The sequence below is a fragment of the Corallococcus sp. Z5C101001 genome (assembly GCF_007352635.1).
GTDB classification, from domain to species: Bacteria; Myxococcota; Myxococcia; order Myxococcales; family Myxococcaceae; genus Corallococcus; species Corallococcus silvisoli.
In genome coordinates this window covers 297,607-316,034 of the sequence record NZ_VKLU01000009.1, presented here as the reverse complement: position 1 = coordinate 316,034, position 18,428 = coordinate 297,607, and the positions used below count along the sequence as shown (strand labels likewise).

Annotated in this window: 14 protein-coding genes; all 14 read left to right on the top strand. The window is 70.8% G+C overall.

Annotation, left to right across the window (positions count from 1 at the left end):
* Positions 1-118: 118 nt before the first annotated feature.
* The 14 genes from trpS (at position 119) to FOF48_RS21690 (ending at position 18,392) form a co-directional block, all read left to right on the top strand.
* The gene (gene trpS / locus FOF48_RS21755; RefSeq protein ID WP_143904663.1) at positions 119-1,132 is read left to right on the top strand and encodes a tryptophan--tRNA ligase; all 1,014 of its coding nucleotides are present in this window, start codon (positions 119-121) and stop codon (positions 1,130-1,132) included.
* 202 nt (positions 1,133-1,334) lie between these two features.
* Complete coding sequence (locus FOF48_RS21750) at positions 1,335-2,147, top strand: segregation/condensation protein A (RefSeq protein WP_201756230.1); 813 nt, start codon at positions 1,335-1,337, stop codon at positions 2,145-2,147.
* The gene (gene scpB, locus FOF48_RS21745; RefSeq protein WP_143904661.1) at positions 2,134-3,129 is read left to right on the top strand and encodes an SMC-Scp complex subunit ScpB; all 996 of its coding nucleotides are present in this window, start codon (positions 2,134-2,136) and stop codon (positions 3,127-3,129) included. The genes FOF48_RS21750 and scpB overlap by 14 nt, the downstream gene beginning before the upstream one ends.
* A 27-nt stretch (positions 3,130-3,156) precedes the next feature.
* Positions 3,157-5,949 carry a pseudouridine synthase gene (locus tag FOF48_RS37195; RefSeq protein WP_255442511.1) on the top strand — a complete coding sequence of 931 codons (2,793 nt, stop codon included), beginning with the start codon at positions 3,157-3,159 and terminating at the stop codon, positions 5,947-5,949.
* 97 nt (positions 5,950-6,046) lie between these two features.
* On the top strand, positions 6,047-8,164 hold the full coding sequence (locus tag FOF48_RS37775; RefSeq protein ID WP_143904660.1) for a HEAT repeat domain-containing protein: 2,118 nt from the start codon (positions 6,047-6,049) through the stop codon (positions 8,162-8,164).
* Positions 8,165-10,243 (top strand): cyclic nucleotide-binding domain-containing protein, encoded by a 2,079-nt coding sequence (locus FOF48_RS21730; RefSeq protein WP_143904659.1) that lies wholly within the window; start codon positions 8,165-8,167, stop codon positions 10,241-10,243. It abuts the gene before it with no gap.
* 156 nt (positions 10,244-10,399) lie between these two features.
* Entirely contained in the window at positions 10,400-11,359 is a 960-nt protein-coding gene (locus tag FOF48_RS21725; RefSeq protein ID WP_143904658.1) for a hypothetical protein, read from the top strand.
* Between the two features lie 6 nt (positions 11,360-11,365).
* The gene (locus FOF48_RS21720) at positions 11,366-13,084 is read left to right on the top strand and encodes an AMP-binding protein (protein WP_143904657.1); all 1,719 of its coding nucleotides are present in this window, start codon (positions 11,366-11,368) and stop codon (positions 13,082-13,084) included.
* Positions 13,085-13,098: 14 nt separating this feature from the next.
* A complete protein-coding gene (locus FOF48_RS21715; RefSeq protein ID WP_143904656.1) occupies positions 13,099-13,485 on the top strand; it encodes a DUF4280 domain-containing protein in 387 nt (128 codons plus the stop codon).
* On the top strand, positions 13,478-14,548 hold the full coding sequence (locus FOF48_RS21710) for a type VI secretion system protein IglI family protein (protein ID WP_143904655.1): 1,071 nt from the start codon (positions 13,478-13,480) through the stop codon (positions 14,546-14,548). Before FOF48_RS21715 ends, FOF48_RS21710 begins: the two co-directional genes overlap by 8 nt.
* Before the next feature lie 6 nt (positions 14,549-14,554).
* Complete coding sequence (locus FOF48_RS21705; protein WP_143904654.1) at positions 14,555-15,457, top strand: type VI secretion system baseplate subunit TssG; 903 nt, start codon at positions 14,555-14,557, stop codon at positions 15,455-15,457.
* A 128-nt stretch (positions 15,458-15,585) separates the two neighbouring features.
* Complete coding sequence (tssB, locus tag FOF48_RS21700; protein ID WP_143904653.1) at positions 15,586-16,227, top strand: type VI secretion system contractile sheath small subunit; 642 nt, start codon at positions 15,586-15,588, stop codon at positions 16,225-16,227.
* A 41-nt stretch (positions 16,228-16,268) separates the two neighbouring features.
* Positions 16,269-17,756, top strand: coding sequence for a type VI secretion system contractile sheath large subunit (gene tssC, locus FOF48_RS21695; RefSeq protein WP_143904652.1), 1,488 nt, complete (start codon positions 16,269-16,271; stop codon positions 17,754-17,756).
* Positions 17,757-17,810: 54 nt separating this feature from the next.
* Positions 17,811-18,392: a hypothetical protein gene (locus FOF48_RS21690; protein ID WP_143904651.1), complete on the top strand. Its 582-nt coding sequence runs from the start codon at positions 17,811-17,813 to the stop codon at positions 18,390-18,392.
* The last annotated feature ends 36 nt before the right edge of the window (positions 18,393-18,428 follow it).

The following is an 18,428-nucleotide window of genomic DNA, read 5'->3' as shown; positions in this document are numbered from 1 at the left end:
GGGCAGGCGGATGTCAGGCATTGAAGACGGGGGGCCAGCCGCAACGGAAGGTTGCAGGGGGACGGCGGGTATGCGAACGAGCCGTGTCCTCTACCCGTCAATGGGGAGCGCAATCGCGATGCGGATTCTCTCAGGTGTCCAGTCGTCCGGAAGGCTGCACATCGGCAACTATTACGGGGCGCTGCGCCAGTTCGTGCAGCTCCAGGACCAGGGCGAGGCCTACTACTTCATCGCCAACTACCACGCGCTCACCACCGTGCGGGATCCGAAGCTCGCCCTGGACCTGACGCGCGACGCGGCGCTCACGTACCTGTCGCTGGGCCTGGATCCGAAGAAGGCCGTCCTCTTCCGGCAGAGCGACGTGAAGGAGGTGCTGGAGCTCAACTGGATCCTCGGCACCGTGGTGCCTCAGGCCCACCTGGAGCGCGCCCACAGCTACAAGGACAAGGTCGCCCGCGGCATCAGCCCGGACTTCGGCCTCTACGCGTACCCGGTCCTGATGGCGGCGGACATCCTGCTCTACAGCGCGGACTCCGTGCCGGTGGGCAAGGATCAGATCCAGCACATCGAGTTCGCGCGCGACTGGGCCGTGAAGTTCAACACCCAGTACGTCCCCGGCTACGACCCGGCGGATCCGGAAGGGAAGGAGCGGGGCCACGCGCCCGGCATCCTCAAGCTGCCGTCCGCCCACGTGCACGAGTTCGCCGCGACGGTGCCCGGCATCGACGGACAGAAGATGTCCAAGTCCTACGGCAACACGCTGGAGCTGTTCGGCGAGGACAAGGACATCAAGAAGCGGATCATGTCCATCAAGACGGACTCCACGCCGGTGGACGCGCCCAAGCCCACCCAGGACGCGCCGCTGTACGATCTGCTCAAGCTGATGCTCCCGGCCTCGGAGTTCGCGGACGTGGACGCGTCCTGGAAGGCCGGTGGCAAGGGCTACGGCGACTACAAGAAGAAGCTCCTGGAGGCCTTCCACGCCACCTTCGGCCCCGCCCGCCAGCGCCGCGCGGAGCTGCTGGCCGACCCGGGGGAACTGGAGCGCATCCTCCAGGACGGCGCCCAGCGCGCCCGGGCGGAAGCCACCCGCCTGATGGACCAGGTCCGGCGGGCCGTGGGAATCCCCTGAACACCCGTTCCTGTTCAAATGTTTGACCCACCTGGGAGGCATTGCTAAGGAGGTCTGTCCCCCCGGCGCATGCTGCTAAAGGCCGGATTTTCGGGCCCTTTCGCATGACGAAGCCCCTCTCCCAGAAGGACGCCGGCCGGTGAGCGAAGGTCGCAAGCCCCCACCGCCGGACGACCTCCCGCCGGACCCCGACGGGGAGGGACTGCCGCGCACGCCCGGAGATGCCTTCCGGGTGGCGCTGCCCAACTTCGAGGGCCCGCTGGACCTGCTGCTCCATCTCATCAAGGAGCACCGGGTTGACATCTTCGACATCCCGCTGGCCCTCATCACCGCCAAGTATCTGGAATACCTGGAGCGGATGCGGGACCTGAACCTGGACATCGCCGGGGAGTTCCTGGTGATGGCCTCCACGCTCGCGCACCTGAAGAGCCGCATGCTCCTGCCCCGGCAGGACGCGGCCCAGGTCCCGGAAGGCGCGGACGCGCTGGCGGCGGTGGAGGAGGCGCAGGACCCGCGCGCGGAGCTGGTGCGCCGGCTGCTGGAGTACCAGAAGTACAAGGACGCCGCGGAGCACCTGGCCAAGCAGGACATCCTGGACCGCGACGTGTTCGCGCGGAAGGTGCCCGTGGAGGCCGTGCCCATCCCCGAGGACGAGGTGGGGCTCCAGGAGATCAGCGTCCTGAAGCTGGTGGAGGCGCTCGACCGGGTGCTCGAGCGCCTGACGCCCAAGGTGCAGCACGAGGTGGTGCTGGAGCGGGTGAGCCTGTCCGAGGCCATCCTCCGGCTGGCCGACCGGGTGCGCAAGGACGGGCAGGTGGTGTTCGAGGCGCTGTTCACGGAGGCGGCCACGCGCCAGGAGGTGGTCATCACCTTCATCGCCATGCTGGAGATGGTGAAGCGCCGCCTCATCAAGGTCTTCCAGGAGGAGCCCCTGGGCCCCATCCAGGTGACGCCCAACGGGGACGCGCTGGAGAAGCTGCTCCCCACGGAGGTCGACGAGAGTGACTACCGGTAACGGTCCCGACGACGGTGACGAAATGCCCGCCCCCGGCACGCCCGGAGGCCCCGGACAGTTCTCCGAGGAGGAGATCGCCGCCGTCACCGGCCCCGGGCCCGACGAGGCGGAGCTGGACGGGGTGGAGCCCGCGGCCATCGAGGAGGACTCGGACGACAGCGTCCCGGACCTCCAGAGCTCCTTCGAGAAGCTGGTCTCCAAGAGCCGCAACCTGTCCGCGGACCGCATCCGCACCGTGCTGGAGAGCGTGCTCTTCGTCGCGGAGCGGCCCCTGTCCGTGGACGAGCTCTACCAGGCCACCGGCATCTCCCGGGACGCCATCCCCGTGGCGCTCGATCAGCTCTCCGGCATCCACCGCGAGGGCATCAGCGGCGTCGTGCTGTACGAGGTGGCGAGCGGGTGGCAGTTCCGCACGGACCCTCACTCCGCGGAGTACGTCCGGCGCTACCTCCGGGTGAAGCCGCAGCGGCTCACCCGCGCGGCCGTGGAGACCCTGGCCATCATCGCGTACCGCCAGCCCGTCACCCGGCCCGAGCTGGAGGACATCCGCGGCGTGGACTGCGGCGCGGTGCTCAAGGCGCTGATGGACCGCAAGCTGGTGAAAATCCTGGGCAAGCGGGAAGAAGTCGGCCGCCCCATTCTTTATGGAACCACGCGCGAGTTCCTGGAGTTCTTCGCGCTGAAGGACCTGTCCGCGCTGCCCACGCTCCGGGAATTCCATGAATTGACCCAGGAGCACCGGGACATCGTGGAGAAGGAGGCGGCGCCGCCGGCACCGCCCGCGTCCGGGACGGTGGCGGCGCTGTCGGACCCGGGGTTCACGAAGCGGATGGAGAAGAACGAGGCGGCCAGCGAGGCCGCATTGGAGGAACTGGAGGAGGCCATGGCGGCGGCGGAGCGCAGCCAGAAGGTCAGCTCCAGCATCCTGGAAAGCCCCCCATCGCCCGAGAAGGGTGATAGCGAGGGCCCCAAGCCCGAGTGACGGGCGGCAACTGGAAGAAGGCAAGGCATGGCGGCGGAACGTTTGCAGAAGTACCTGGCTCGCGCGGGAGTGGCTTCGCGCCGGCACGCGGAAGAACTCATCACCAGTGGTCGGGTGGGAGTGAACAACGAGACGGTGACGGAGTTGGGCAGCCGGGTGGAGCCGGGCACGGACCTGGTGACCGTGGATGGGAAGCTCGTCACGCCGCCGGAAGAATCGTCGTACTACCTGCTCTACAAGCCCGTGGGCGTCGTGACGACGCTGTCGGATCCGCAGGGCCGGCCCACGGTGGCCAGCTACGTGGAGGAGACGGGCCGCCGCCTGTTCCCCGTGGGCCGTCTGGACTACGACGCCGAAGGGGCGCTGCTCTTCACGGATGACGGGGCGCTGGCGCACAAGCTCACGCACCCGAGCTTCCAGGTGCCGCGCACGTACCTGGCGAAGGTGAAGGGCGTGCCGGACATGCCCACGCTGGAGAAGCTGCGCGGGGGCGTGCGGCTGGAAGACGGCATGGCGACGCCCGTGTCGGTGGACATCTTCGAGAAGGCCGAGCGCAACACCTGGCTGAAGATCGTGGTGGCGGAAGGCCGTCCTCACCTCATCAAGCGCCTGTGCGCGGCGGTGGGGCACCCGGTGGTGCGCCTGTTCCGTCCGGCCTACGCGGGCGTGGGCGTGGAGGGGCTGCGTCCCGGCGAGCTTCGGCCGCTGAAGGTCGCTGAAGTGAACCAGCTCAACGAGGTGGCGGACGGCCGCGCGCAGCCGTCGGCCGCGGAGCTGCGGCTGCCGCCGCGCCGGCATGGGCGTCACGCGCCGGGCTTCAACGGAGCGGACGACGACGAGGCCGAGCTGTCGATGGACGACGACGCGCCCGTGGCGCCGCGCAAGGCGGAGCGTGCGGACAAGAAGCCCGCGAGCGGCGTGAAGACGCGCGAGGCGCGTCCGGAGCGCAAGGACTGGAAGGGCGTGCAGGACGGAGGCACGCGTCCGCCGAAGTTCGCGAAGCGCGGGGCGACGCTGGCCACGGACGACGACGCGGATCTCGACGCGGACGTGCCGTCGTTCGATGACGACGGTGAGGAGATGACGGAGTCGGACGCCGCGGAGGGAGCCACCTACGGGAAGGCCGCGCGCGGCGCGGGCCGGTTCAGCAAGCCCGAAGGTGAGCGTGCGCCTCGCGGTGCCTCGCGCGGCGGCAAGCCGGCGGGTGGCGCCGAGGGCGGTGCGCCTCGCGGGGGTGGCCGCTTCGGCAAGCCGGCGGGTGGCGATGCGGCAGGCGCACGCGGTGGCGGCCGGTTTGGCAAGCCCGCGGGTCGCTTCGGCGACGAGGGCGGTGCGCGCGGGGGTGCCCGGTTCGGCAAGCCTGCCGGTGCGGGCCGTGGCGGTGACGAGGCGCCTCGCGGCCGGTTCGGCAAGCCTGCTGGTGCGGGCCGTGACGGTGATGAAGCCCCGCGCGGCCGGTTCGGCAAGCCTGCTGGTGCGACGGCGCGAGGCCCGAGCCGCTTCGGGAGTGACGAGGGCGGGGCACGCGGCGGTGGCCGGTTCGGCAAGCCCGCGGGTCGCTTCGGCAGTGACGAGGGTGGCGCGCGCGGGGGTGCCCGCTTCGGCAAGCCCGCGGGTCGCTTCGGCAGTGACGAGGGTGGCGCGCGCGGGGGTGCCCGCTTCGGCAGTGACGAGGGCGGCGCAAGCGGTGGCGCCCGGTCTGGCAAGCCCGCAGGTCGCTTCGGCAGTGACGAGGGCGGCGCGCGTGGTGGCGGCGCCCGCTTCGGTAAGCCGGCAGGCCGCTTCGGCAGTGACGAGGGCGGCGCGCGCGGGGGTGGTGCCCGCTTCGGTAAGCCGGCAGGCCGCTTCGGCAGTGACGAGGGCGGCGCGCGTGGTGGCGGCGCCCGCTTCGGCAAGCCGGCGGGCCGCTTCGGCAGCGACGAGGGTGCTGCTCGCGGGGGTGGGCGATTCGGCAAGCCCGCCGGTGCGGGCCGTGGCGGTGACGACAGCGCGCCGCGTGGCCGGTTCAGCAAGCCCGGCGGTGACGAGAGTCCCCGTCGCGGTGGTTTCGGCAAGCCCGCCGGCCGCTTCGGCGACGAAGGCGGTGCCCGTCGCGGTGGTTTCGGCAAGCCCGCCGGCCGCTTCGGCGACGAGGGTGGCGCGCGCGGGGGTGCCCGCTTCGGCAAGCCCGCGGGCCGCTTCGGTGACGAGGGCGGTGCTCCGCGCGGCCGGTTCGGCAAGCCCGCCGGCCGGGGTGGGGACGAAGGGGGCGCGCCGCGCGGTGGCGCCCGCTTCGGCAAGCCCGCCGGTGGAAGCCGCTTCGGCGGAGCCGAAGGTGGGGCTCCTCGGGGGGGTGCCCGCTTCGGCAAGCCCGCCGGTGGCGCCCGCTTCGGCAAGCCCGCCGGTGGCGCCCGCTTCGGCAAGCCCGCGGGCCGCTTCGGCGGTGACGAGGGTGGCGCGCGCGGGGGTGCCCGCTTCGGCAAGCCCGCCGGCGCGGGCGGGGCTTCGCGCGGCGAAGGCCGTCCGGAGCGTCGGGAATGGAAGCCTCGCGGCGAGTCCGCCGGCGGCGCGGGCCGTCCGGAGCGCCGGGAGTGGAAGCCTCGCGCGGAGGGCTCCGGCAGCCGGGGCGCCTCTCGTGGCGGCGGTGAACCCTCGGCCAGCGCCTCCGGCGAGCGCATCGTCCGCGCGGGCGTGAAGAAGGCCCCCCCGGGCGAGGGCGCCAGCTTCAAGGACTGGAAAGAGCGAAAGACGCGTGACTCCGAGCCGCGCTGGAACAGCAAGGCGCCTCGGGGAGCGGCAGGCCGCCCGGCCCCGCGCGGTGGTCCCCGCCGTCCTCGCTGAGCCACCCTTCCTCCCGGGTCGTGCCGTCGGTGGGCGGCCCGGGGGGGCGTTGATATAACCGCCGCCTACCTCCAGCGTCCGCCGCTCCGGGAGAACGATGCGAATCCGCGTGCGACCCCTCTTCCTCGCCCTGACCCTCCTCGTCGGGTGCAACGGCAACCGGGATCAGCTCCTCGCGGAGATCCAGGACCCCCGCCCGGAGATCCGCGCCGCGGCCGTGAAGAAGCTGGCCTCGCAGAACAACGCGGACGACCTGGTCCTCTTCACCCGCGCGGCGAAGGACCTCTCCGCCATCGTCCGGGGCGAGGCCGCCAGCGCGCTCGGCGAAAGCCAGGACCCGCGCGTGGTGGACCTGCTCGGCGAACTGCTCGAGGACTCGGACGAGGCCGTGCAAGGGCAGGCCGCCCTGGCGCTCGCCAAGGTGAAGAACGACAAGGCCAAGGCGTACCTCACGCTCCAGTACGGACGGCGGGGCCGCGCCACGCGCAAGGTCATCGTCCAGGCCCTCAAGAGCACGAACGTCCCCGGCGCCATGGCCTCCGTCGTCGCGGCCGAGTCCAAGGGCCTCTGGGAGAGGAACCTCCTCGCCCTCACGGAAGGCGCGCTCCCCGAACGCGTGGGGGCCGCGGAGGAGCTGGGCAAGAGCGGCCGGGTCGAGGCCGTCAACCGGCTGCTGCCCATGGTGCGCGACAGCCAGGTCATCCTCGCCGCCGCCGCCGTGCGCGGACTGGGGGATGCGGGTGACACGCGCGCGGTGGCCCCCATCGCGCTGCTCCTCGACGAGAGCTTCCCGGAGCTGCGCGAGTCGGCCATCGGCGCGCTGATGAAGCTGCAGGACCCGACGGCCGCCACGAAGCTCCAGGCGGTCGCGGTGGAGAAGAGCTCGGTGAGCCCGCTGGCCACCGACGCCATCCTGACCTTCCCGCGCACGCCCGCCACCGACGCCGCGCTGTGCGCCATCGCGCTGGATGGCGCGCGCGACGAGGCCCTGGATGCCGGACGTGCGATGCGCGCGCGGGGCGGCTGCCCGGCGGAGCCCATCGCGGAACGGCTCGCGCGGCCGGCCACCGCGGCGTCGGGGCTCCAGGCCGTCACCGGGCTGGGACCGGCGGCGCAGGCGCTGCTCCCCAAGGTGACGCCGTGGCTCAACCAGCCGGACGTCGCGCTGCGCACGCTCGCGGTCGAAGCCGTGACCCACGTGGGCGATGCGTCCGTCGCGCCCGCGCTCCAGAAGCTCTACGAGCAGGAGGTCGCCGGGCTCACGGCGCTGCGCGCGGACTGGATACCGCAGGCGCTGCCCCAGAAGTACGGCACCGCGTTGGATCCATCGGCCCCGAATGCCGCGGCGGCGAAGGGGAAGGACGACGCCCGCTCCACCAAGCACGCGCAGCTCTTCGAGCGGCTCCAGGCGCTGAACGCGGCCCGCGCGAAGGAGGCCGGGCGGGTGGTGGTGCCACCGCGCGTGCCCTCGGAGCTGAGCGACGACGTGGAGCCCGCGAAGTTGCAGCCGCTGGCCACGCTCCTGACCGGACTGGGCGCGCTCAAGGCGCCCGGCGCGCTGGAGATCCTCAAGGGCTACTCGGATGACGCGAGCCCGGTGCTGCGCGCGGCGGCGCTGGTGGGGCTCGCGTACCTGGGGCCGGAGGGCGTGGAGATCGCCCGGACGGCGCTGCTGGAGCCCGACCGTGAGCTCCAGAAGACGCTGGCGCTGGCACTCGCGGAGCAGGGCGAGAGCGGTCAGCTCGCGCTGGTGGCCTCGCTGCCGAAGATGGGCGGCGAGAAGCTGGTGGTCCTGGATGCGCTGTCCCGCGTCGGGGCGCCGCCCGCGTCGGCGTCCGAGGCGTTGCAGGGCGTGGTGAAGGAGGGTGGGGCGGAGGCGGCGCTCGCGGCGCAGCTGTTGGGCAGGATGGGGGCGAAGGACGCGGTGCCCACGCTGCTCAAGGCGCTGGATGACTCCAACAGCGTGGCCCGGCGCGACGTGCTGCTGGCGCTGGGCGCCATTGGCGACGCGAAGTCGGCGGAGGTGGTCGGGCGGGACCTGTTCCACGACCTGCCGGAGATCCGCGCCGCGGCGGCCACGGCGCTGCGCAAGATGAACTCGGGCGCGGAGGCGGAGCCGCTGGACGCGCTCAAGGGCGACTACTTCCGCGAGGTCCGCGTCGCCGCGGGCGCGAACCTGACGAAGGAAGGCACGGCGGCCGGCGGGGCGCAGTGAATGGAGTCCCGAGCGCTCAAGGACAAGGCGACGGAGGCCTTCAGCAAGGGCCGTTTCGCCAAGGCCGCCGAGCTGTACGCGGACTACTGCCAGGCGGAGCCAAAGGATCACCAGAGCCGCCTGCGCATGGGCGACGCGTGGGCCAAGGCCGGACAGCGCGACCGAGCGGTCTCCGCCTACCACTCCGCCGCGGAGGGTTTCGCGCGGGAAGGATTCCTGCCGCGCGCCATCGCCGCGAGCAAGCTGATCCTCGAGCTGGATCCAGCGCACCAGGGTGTGCAGCAGATGCTCGCGGATCTCTATGCGCGAAGGGGCACGCCCGCCACGGCCAGGGCGAAGCCCGGTGACGCCACGGCCCCGCGCGCCCCCACGAGCCTCGTCACCCACAGAGAAGTCCCTCCCTCGCCGCCAGACGCGGAGGGCGGGGACCCGAAGGTGAAGCGCCCCGAACCTCTCGAGGCGGAAGGGGCGCCCGTCGACCTGTCGGATTCGCTCCCTCCAGAGCTGACCATGCCGACAGCGGCCGTCGCGGATGACGGTGAAGTGGTCATCTCCGTCGAGGTGGAGGTCGCCCCCCGGCAGGATGCCCCCGAGGCTCCGGGCGCGAACACAGCGCGGGGCGCGGACCACGCGCCAGTCAGCGCATCCCCGCAGGCAACCCCTCCGCCCACGAGCCCACGTCCGACCGCCGACGCCCGACGTGCGCCCGAAGCCTTCGCGAGCCCCAGCGAGGCGAGGCCCACCGCAGCCCCGACCGAAGCCACTCCACCGGGTCTGTCCACCCGCGTGGCGCCGCCGCCCCTCGCCTCGATGCCCGAGCTTCCCCAGGTCCGGACCCCCAGCGGACGATGGAAGGCCCTGGCGCCGCCCATCGCGGACACTGATCCATCTGAGCCCAAGGCCCCCGCCCAGGCCGCGCCCCCGGGCCTGCGCCCGCGCCGTACGGACGCACCCGCGGCGGTTGCCTCCACCGCGTCAGCGACCACCGAAGCGCCGCCCAAGCCCCCAAGCACCGCCACCGCGGCCGGTGCCTCCGTGGTGCCCACGACCTCCGGAGCCCCGGAGCCCTGGCGCGCGTCCCTGCGCGTCTCCAGCTTCACGGAGCTGGAGATCGAAGCGGACTCCCTGCTGCACGCGGTGGAGCTCGCGGCCCAGCGGGGACTCGCGGACCACGCGCCCGAGGCGGACGAGCAGGTCCTCGAGCTGACCGAGGAGGCGGAGCCCACCCCAGGCACCTGGGACACGCTGCCCGCCATCCCGCTCTTCTCCGACCTGCCACGCGACGCGTTCATCCAGCTCTTTGAACGCTGTCCGCTGCGCCGGTTCGGCCCCGGCGAGCGCATCCTCGCGCAGGGCAGTCACGGCCACGCCTTCTACGTCATCTGCGAGGGACGCGTGCGCGTCTTCCGAGAGGAGGACGGCCGCCAGCAGGACCTGGCCACGCTCGAAGGTGGCGCCTTCTTCGGAGAGATGGCGCTGCTGTCCGGCGCCCCGCGCGCCGCGTCCGTGGAGTCCGCGTCCGACGACACCCAGGTGCTGGAGATCTCCGCCTCGGTGCTCGCGACGTTGTCGCGCAGCCACCCGCCCGTGGCGAAGGCCCTCAAGAAGTTCTGCCGCGAGCGCCTGCTCGCCAACGTGATGAGCAGCTCCGCGCTGTTCCGCCCCTTCAACCGCAAGGACCGGCGCGGCCTCGTGGAGCGCTTCCGGGCGCGAGATGTCTCACGCGGAGACGTCATCATCCGGGAAGGCGATCCCACCGACGGCCTCTACGTCGTCCTCTCCGGCGAGGTGGAGGTCCACAAGGGCGGGCACGTGCTGTCGCGCCTGAAGGAGGGCGAGCTCTTCGGAGAGATCTCCCTGCTCCAGAAGACGCCCGCCACGGCCACGGTCGCGGCCGCCCGGCACACCACGTTGCTGCGCCTGCCGCGCGAGGACTTCGACTCGCTCATCTCCAGCCACCCGCAGGTCCTGATGCTCGTCGCCGACCTCAGCGACCAGCGCCTGCGTCGCACCCAGCATGTCCTGGACGCCGCGGGCGCCACCCTGGAAGGCGACGAGGAAGACCTCATCCTCGTCTGACGACATACCTTCCAGGTTCCACGGTTCAGCCACCACCTGACACATCCTCTGAAACACAGGAATGAGACGCGGCGTGCGCCCCGGTCTGTCTCACGTCGGACGACCGGACGGATCCACCAGGGAGCAGGGCAGGGCAGTAGGTTGTGACACCCAGGGGTGCCCGCTATCCTGACCGGCATGGCTGGAGGCCAGGGCGGGGCGCCACACGCGACAGCGGGATTGGGGCCCGACGACATCGCCGAGCTGGAAGCCCTTGGCTCCGAGCCCGGCTATGACGTGTTCCTCTCCGCGGCCCGAGCACTCGATGGCCCCGTGGACGAGTGCCGCTGCAACATCGCGCTCGCGTTCCACAACACGAAGCGCGGCGTGGACAGCGTGCTGGCCCGCGAAGCGGACATCGCCACGCTCCCGGGCGTGAAGCTCGACGAGCTGAGAGCGCTCCCGCTGCTCGCGCAGGCGCTGGCCTTCGCCGCGTTGCGCGTGCAGCGCGACATGCGGGCCAGCTCCTTTGGAAGCCTGTTCGAGCGCGCCCAGCACCTGCGCCGCAAGCTGCTCAAGACGGCGGAGGCGCTCGCGGAGGCGTCCTTCCTCACCGCGGCCGACGTCGCCGCGAGCCACGGGGAGGGCCACCGCGACGTGGTGGGGGACTGCCTGGGCCTCGTGGCGCTGTTCCGCGAGCACGAGGCGAAGCTCGCCGGACGCTCCCCGGTGACACCCGAGGACGTGAACGAGGTGGAGCGCGTCGCGGAGCAGCTGCGGGCCCTGCTGGCGGCCCCCGGCGAGGGTCGGGACAGCTCGAACTCGCCCCTCCTCTTCGAGGCCACGGAGACGCGCGACCGCTTCTGGACGCTGCTCACCCGGCGGCACGATGTCCTCTGGCGCTGTGGCGCCTGGCTCTTCGGCCGCGACGTGGACATGCACGTGCCGCCGCTCCAGTCCCACCACCCGTTGGTGCGCGCCGTCGTGCCCACCTCCATCGAGCGCGCGCCGCAACAGCCGCAACGGCGGGGCGAGTCGCGGCCGCAGGGGACCGTCGGCACCTACGCCCCGGAGAGCAACGTGCGCTCCAAGGTCCGCTTCATGGTGAAGGTCGGCTTCGACTTTCCCTCCCGCTAGACACCCATGCCTTTCGACGTGAAGGACATCCTCCGGCAGTTGGAAGCAGGCTTTTCTCCCGAAGCCGGCGCGCCGCCGTGGTGGCAGGAGAGCTGGGCGGATCCAGAAGGCTTCGCCGCCGCGCTCGCGGAGGCCCACGCGGGCCGGGGCGTTCCGCCACCCAAGAGCCGCCCGGGCCAGCAGTACGACTTCTTCCACGACCTGGTCGTGCGCCACGTCGCCCTGGAGCGCCCCGCGTTCCGCGCGTACGCCCGCATCCAGGGCTGGCAGACCGTGGGCTTTCGCGCCCTGCACGACCTCTCCGCGCGCCGCGCCAGCGAGTGGACGGAGCAGGGCGTGGCCCCAGGCGCGAAGGTGTGTCTGGTCCACGGCGTGGGGCAGGAGCTGCTCGTGTCGCTCCTGGCCACGCTGAAGCTGGGCGGCTGCTTCACGCTCCTGCCGCCCACCGGGCCGCGCGCCATGGCCACCCGGCTGGAGGCCTTGGAGCCGGACTTCATCGCCGCGGAGCCCCACCAGCTGCCCATCCTCAAGGGGCACGAGAAGCGCCTGCTCAAGAGCCGGGGTGGGGGAGCGCCCGGCTTCATGTCGCACACGTACAAGCCCACGGACGCGGTGGGGCTCCTCTTCTCTCCGCTGGTGGATCCGCCGCACACGCCCGTGCCCCTCACCGCGGAGAACGCGTGGAAGGGCGCGCTCGGCGACGGGATGCTCACCTTTGGCCTGGGGCCGGGGGACATCCTCGCCGCGCCGGACTTCCCGGTGCTCCAGCACCTGCCGGCCCTCTTCTTCGCCACGCTGCTGCGCGGCGCCACGTACCTGCACCTGGAGCTGGCGGACCTGACGCAGAACCCGGCGCTGCTGATGGAACAGCCGCTGCGCGCGCTGGGGGTGACCCCGCGCCTGCGCGACGTCTTCCTGCGCCAACGCACCGGCTCGCTGCGCAACGTGCAGCACTGGTTCCGCGACCCCGAGGAGCCCTACGACGCCCAGGCGTGGAGGACGTGGGTGAAGCAGTGCGGCCTCCAGTCCGTGCCCTCGTCCAACGTCCTCATCGACGCGGCGGCCGGTGGCGCGGTGCTCGTGTCGTCGCGCGGGGTGGCGGATCCCCACGCGGACGTGCACACGGACGTCATCCCCGTCCCGGGCCGCGCCTGGGCGCTGAAGGATGCCAACCAGAGCGGGCAGGGGGCTCCCACGGACGTGGGCGTCTTCACGCTGCTGCCGGACAAGGGGCGCCCCCCAGGTCACGTCGTGCTCGCGCGGATCCGCCAGCGCTACCACTACGGGGGCACGCTGGGCTTCCGGCACGATGGCCGCGCCTACCCCGCGAAGGAGGTCACCGCCGCGCTGGAGGGACTGCCCTTCCTCGTGGGCACCAGCGTGGTGCCGGTGTCCACCGGTGGGCTGGCCAGCCACTCCCGCTTCATCCTCCTGGCCTTCACCGGCGCCGAGCCTGCTCCCTCGTCCGGCGAGCAGGAGATCCGCCGGCGCATCGAAATGCTCCTGGACGGGGATTTCCTGCCAGACCGCATCGAGTTCTTTCCGCTCTTCCCCCACCGCAAGAAGGGCGCGGTCGACGACGCGTGGTGCGCCACGCAGTACCTGACCGGCGCGCTGCACCGCAAGGCGACGGATCCGATGTTCCAGGCGCTCACCGCCCTGCGGGGACGCTTGTTGGAAAGCGCTGGCGCTTCGGGAGATGATGGCCCGTCGCCAGCGCGGTGAAAAAGGAGCGGCACATGGGTGTCCAGGTCGTGATGGGAGCGATGCTCCAGTGCAGCTTCGGGGCAGCCCCCTCGTCGCTGATGGTCCTCCCCGTGAACAAGGTGATGGCCACCACGCCCGCGGCGAACATCATGGACAGCAAGCCGTTCGTGAACGTGCTGCCCTTCGGCATGTGCAACACGCCGTCCAACCCCATGGTGGCGGCGGCCACCGCGGCGGCGCTGGGCGTCCTCACCCCCATGCCCTGCATCCCCGCCACCGCGGCGCCCTGGGTGCCCGGGTGCCCCAAGGTGCTCATCGGCAACATGCCGGCCCTGGAGAGCAACTCGAAGTGCATGTGCAGCTACGGCGGGGTCATCCAGGTCGTCTCCCCTGGGCAGATGGTGGCCATCGATGGGTAACGCGGCCCTGGCGGTCGAAGCCGTTGACTTCACGCTGCTCGACGCGGCGCTCACGAGCGCCCCCGTGCCGCTCGACGAATCCGAGGGACCGGATCCGCGCCTGGAGGCCATCACCGGCCTCGTCGCCCGCGGCACCTACCCGGACGCGGCCCGCGCGTCCGAAGTGCTCCTGCGCGAGGGCGTGCGCGACGTGCGCCTGCTGGGGCCGTACCTCTTCGGCCACTTCTTCGCGGACGGCATGAAGGCGCTGCCCACCCTGTTCCGCTCCCTGTCGCGCACCCTCACGGAGAACTGGGACTTCTTCGGCCCCGCGGAGAAGAAGGCCGTCTTCGCGGACACCGGCCTGCGCTGGCTGCTCAAGATGATGGGCAAGACCCTGGAGCACCACACGCGCCTCAAGGACGCGCAGTGGCAGGCCTGGTGCGCGCCCGGCAACCGCGAGCCCCTGGAGGAAGCCCTGGCGATGGGCGACCCCCTCATCGCCGCCCTCGCCGTGCTCCAGAAGAGCGCGTGCATGGACGCCATGCGCACGCTGCTCGGCGCGCTGCGCTCCCATGCCCAGGGCGTGCCGTTCCTCCCCCCGCCGGAAGAGGCCCGGCCCGCCCCGGCGCTCGCCGCCGCGCCGGAGGATGACGACGACGAGGACAAGGACGACGGGGAGGAAGAGGAGGCCCGCCCCGCGAAGGGCAGGAAGGCCGCCCACGCCGAGTCCCGGGACTCGGGGCCGAGCGTCCCCATGTCACCCGCGCTCGCCCAGCTCGTGCGCAAGCTGTCCGCCTTCGAGGCGCTGGTGGAGCGCGCGGACTTCACCAAGGCGAGCGTCATCGCCGTGGACGTGCTCGCCACCGTGGAGCGGTTTGATCCGCGCGTCTATCTGCCCCAGCTCTTCTCCGGGTTCTTCAACGGCCTCGCCCAGAACGCGGACGCCATCGAGCCCATGCTTCACAACACGGAGACGCTGGGCTTCCGCGCGCTGGATCAGCTCTACCGCGTGGACCTGGACGCCTTCCTCGTCTCCCAGCAGCGCCCCGCCCGGGGCGAAGCCTCCGAATTCGACGAATAGCCCCGCATGGACTTCGACCGCGAACAGCCGGGCCGCAAGCTCACCGTCGAGGAGCGCATCAGCGAGCGCATCCGCCACTTCGACGTGCCGGCGCTCCTGGATCTGCTCGCCAAGGAAGGCTACGGCGAAGCGGAGGTCGAGTTCCGCAGCCACCGCAGCACCGTGCACCAGCAGCACCTGGTGCACGCCATCGAGTTCACCCGTCAGCCGCGCAAGCGCGTGGTCATCACCGTCAACCTGGGCCTGCTCGGCGTCCAGACGCCGCTGCCATCCTTCCTCTTCCAGGCCATGGACCGCCTGGAGCACGACGCGATGGCGGACTTCCTGGGCTACTTCGACCACCTGCTGCTGCGCACGCGCTTCGCGGGGCAGTTCCCGGACCGCGACGAGTCCCTCCTCCCCGGTTGGGAGCACTCCACCGCGCACCGGCTGCGCCTCTTGCGGCTCGCGTGCCCCAGCAGCCTGCACTGGCTCTTCGCCAAGGTGTTCCCGGAGGCGGAGGTGGTGGTGCGCCGCGAGACGCGCCGCCAGCGCATCGAGTCCAAGGGCATCCGCCTGGGCGCCGCCGCGCTCGGGGATGGCAGCGCCGTGGGCGGCTTCGCCACCGTCCCCACGGGCGGCGTGGAGGTGCGCCTGTTCCTCAACGAACCGCACTCCGGCGCCGGCATCCCCTGGGCCGTGGAGGCCCGGCGACGCTTCAACGCCCGGATCCTCCCGAGCCTCGCGGAGACGCCGCTCGCACTCGCCGTGATCCTGGCGCTGCGTGATCAGTCCAGCCACGCCCGGCTCCAGGACGGCAGCCACCTGGGTTACGAACCCTTGGTAGGAGGACCGGAGCAGACCCAGGAGGTCCTCTTGTTCTCGGGGGACACCGCGCAGTTGCGATCATCAGAACCCCGCCAGGCCTGAGATGTCGCTTGGTTGACGCGTATTCCTGATCGCGCCTAGGCTGTAAATGTTCACTCGGCAGGGCGTACTCCCGGGGCGGCTCCAGCAGGACGGGGGGACTCACGCGCTGCGACTGTCAGGGAGTCACCGTGGCCATTCAGGACCAGCTTCCCAAATCCCGCATCACCCTCACGTACCGCACCACCATCAACGGCGAGCAGGAGACGGTGAACTTGCCGCTGCGGCTGCTGGTGCTGGGCGACTTCTCGCTGGGCTCCTCGGAAGACCGCAAGACGGACCTGGAGACGCGCCGCCTGCGCTCCGTGGACGGGCGCAACCTGGATGAGCTGATGAAGGACATGAAGATGTCCACCCAGTTCCAGGTGCCCAACCGGATCAACCCGGACGTGGAGTCGGAGCTGGACGTCACGCTCCCCATCGACCGGATGAAGTCCTTCCACCCGGATGAGATCGTCAAGCACGTGCCGAAGCTCAAGGCGCTGCTGCTGCTGAAGACGCTCCTCGTGGAGATGCAGTCCAACATCGACAACCGCAAGGACCTGCGCCGCGAACTCTACGAGCTGTTCTCCAAGCCGGAGGCCCTCAAGGAGCTGCTCAACGAGCTGAAGGGCTACGAGAGCATGCGCCTGCCGTCCGGTGAGACCGCGAAGGCCGACGCGCCCCCCCCCGCCGCCGCCGCGACCAACAAGCCCTCCACGGGCGCCGCCGCCGCCACGGCCGCCGTCTCCGCCACCGTCGCCGCCGGGGCCAAGCCCCCGGCCGCTTCCTGATCCGCCTTCCCAACCCTTCGACTTCTTCAAAGGACTCAGCCATGGCCGAGACCACCTACCTGAAGCGCCTGTTCACCAGTGTCCGGCTCGATCCGCCCCAGGCGTCCGAGCCGATGATCCTCAGCAACTTCGGTGCGGTCGTCGACGAGCAGCAGGTCACGATGGAGAGCCGGTTCCTCTCCAGCGTCGCCGCGCTGCTCCAGAACGTCGCCCCGGTGGAGGGCCCGGACAACACCGCCCGCTTCGACAAGGGCCAGGTGCTGGACGTCATCAGCCGCATCGACCGCATGATCGACGCGCAGATGAACGAGATCCTCCACAACGAGACCTTCCAGAAGCTGGAGTCCACGTGGCGCGGCCTGGAGGACCTGGTCAACCACACCAACTTCAAGGCCAACATCGCCATCGACGTGCTGGACGTGGCGAAGGATGAGCTGGCGGAGGACTTCGAGAACAACTCCAGCAACATCTTCGCCGGAGCGCTCTTCGACAAGGTCTACATCCAGGAGTACGACCAGTACGGCGGCCGTCCCTTCGGCGCGCTCGTGGGCCTCTACGAGTTCTCCTCCACGCCCGCGGACCTCACGTGGCTGCAGCGCATGGCGAAGCTGTCCAACGCCGCGCACGCCCCGTTCATCTCCGCCGTCAGCCACAAGTTCTTCGGCTGCGAGACCATCGAGGAGATGGAGGCCATCAAGAACCTGGAGGGCGTGCTCGCGCACCCGCGCTTCGGCCGCTGGAACGCGTTCCGCGACACGGAGGAGGCCGCCTATGTGGGCCTGACCTTCCCGCGCTACGTGCTGCGCCTGCCCTGGCACCCGGACAAGAACCCCTGCGACGTCCTCAACTTCACCGAGACGGCGCGCGGCGACTCCGACAAGTACCTCTGGGGCAACTCCGCCATCCTGCTCGCGCGCAACATGGTGAAGGCGTTCGAGATCAGCGGCTGGTGCCAGTCCATCCGCGGCCCCAAGGGCGGCGGCCTCATCACCGGCCTCCCGGTGGACACCTTCTCCCTGCGCGGCCAGGACGAGATCAAGGCCCCGGTGGAGATCGCCATCCCGGACTACCGCGAGTACGAGTTCGCGCGCTCCGGCTTCATCCCGCTCGTGTACCGGAAGAGCTCCAGCGACGCGACGTTCTTCAGCACCCAGTCCGCCAAGGTCGCCAAGACGTTCAAGGACCCCAAGGACTCGGAGAACTCGCAGCTCGTCACCAACCTGGCCTACACGTTCTCCATCACGCGGCTGGCGCACTACGTGAAGTGCATCATGCGCGACAACATCGGCAACACGGCGGACGCGGACTACATCCAGCGTCAGCTGGACTCGTGGCTGTCCAACTACGTCACCACCGTGGCGAACCCGGACGACCTCACCGTGCGCCGCTTCCCGTTCAAGGCGAGCAGCGTGACGGTGTTCCCGCGCCCCGGTGAGATCGGCTGGTACGACTGCAAGCTGGCCGTGCTGCCGCACATCCAGTTCGAAGGCCTCAACGTGGAGCTGATGCTCGAGTCGCGGCTCGGATAGCCGCATCCCAACTTGGGGCAGGTGAGAGCCTGCCCCTCAACCCTGGAGTGACAGATGCCCCAGTTTTCGCGCAGCCTGGACGTGTATCAGGGCTTCAACTTCAAGAAGGACAAGCAGACCCCCGTGGGCTACATCACCGCCATCAGCATCGGCGGCGTGCCCCTGACGGCGGACCAGGAGACCATCAAGGATCCTGAGAACCCGGACGCGGCCATCGCGGACAAGGTCGTCGCCGTCCTCAACCACTACCTCTGGGACACGGGCGTCACGGACGCCATGTACTTCTCCGGCCAGGTGTCGGTGGCGAACAAGCAGAAGGTGGCGGAGATGCTGCTGGGCAAGTTCAGCAACATCGAGGTCGTCTTCAAGTACGTCGTCTACGAGTACGACCCCATCGGGAAGAAGTACTTCAAGTCGAACTTCCTCGACGCGGAGATGAAGGGCCTGCTCGAGAAGAACGGCGACGAGCTGAACATGTCCGTCGCGGACAACGAGTCCCGCGAGGTCCAGTCGCCCAAGAACTACACGTTCCAGATCGGCGTCAAGCCGCAGGCGACCGAGCAGTCGCTGAACCTGGCCACGTCCTCGACGAAGAAGTTGGCCAAGAAGTGGGGCGTCACCGAGACGGCCAGCTAGCATCGGCCGTCGGTCTCCGTCCCGCGCCCGGGCCGG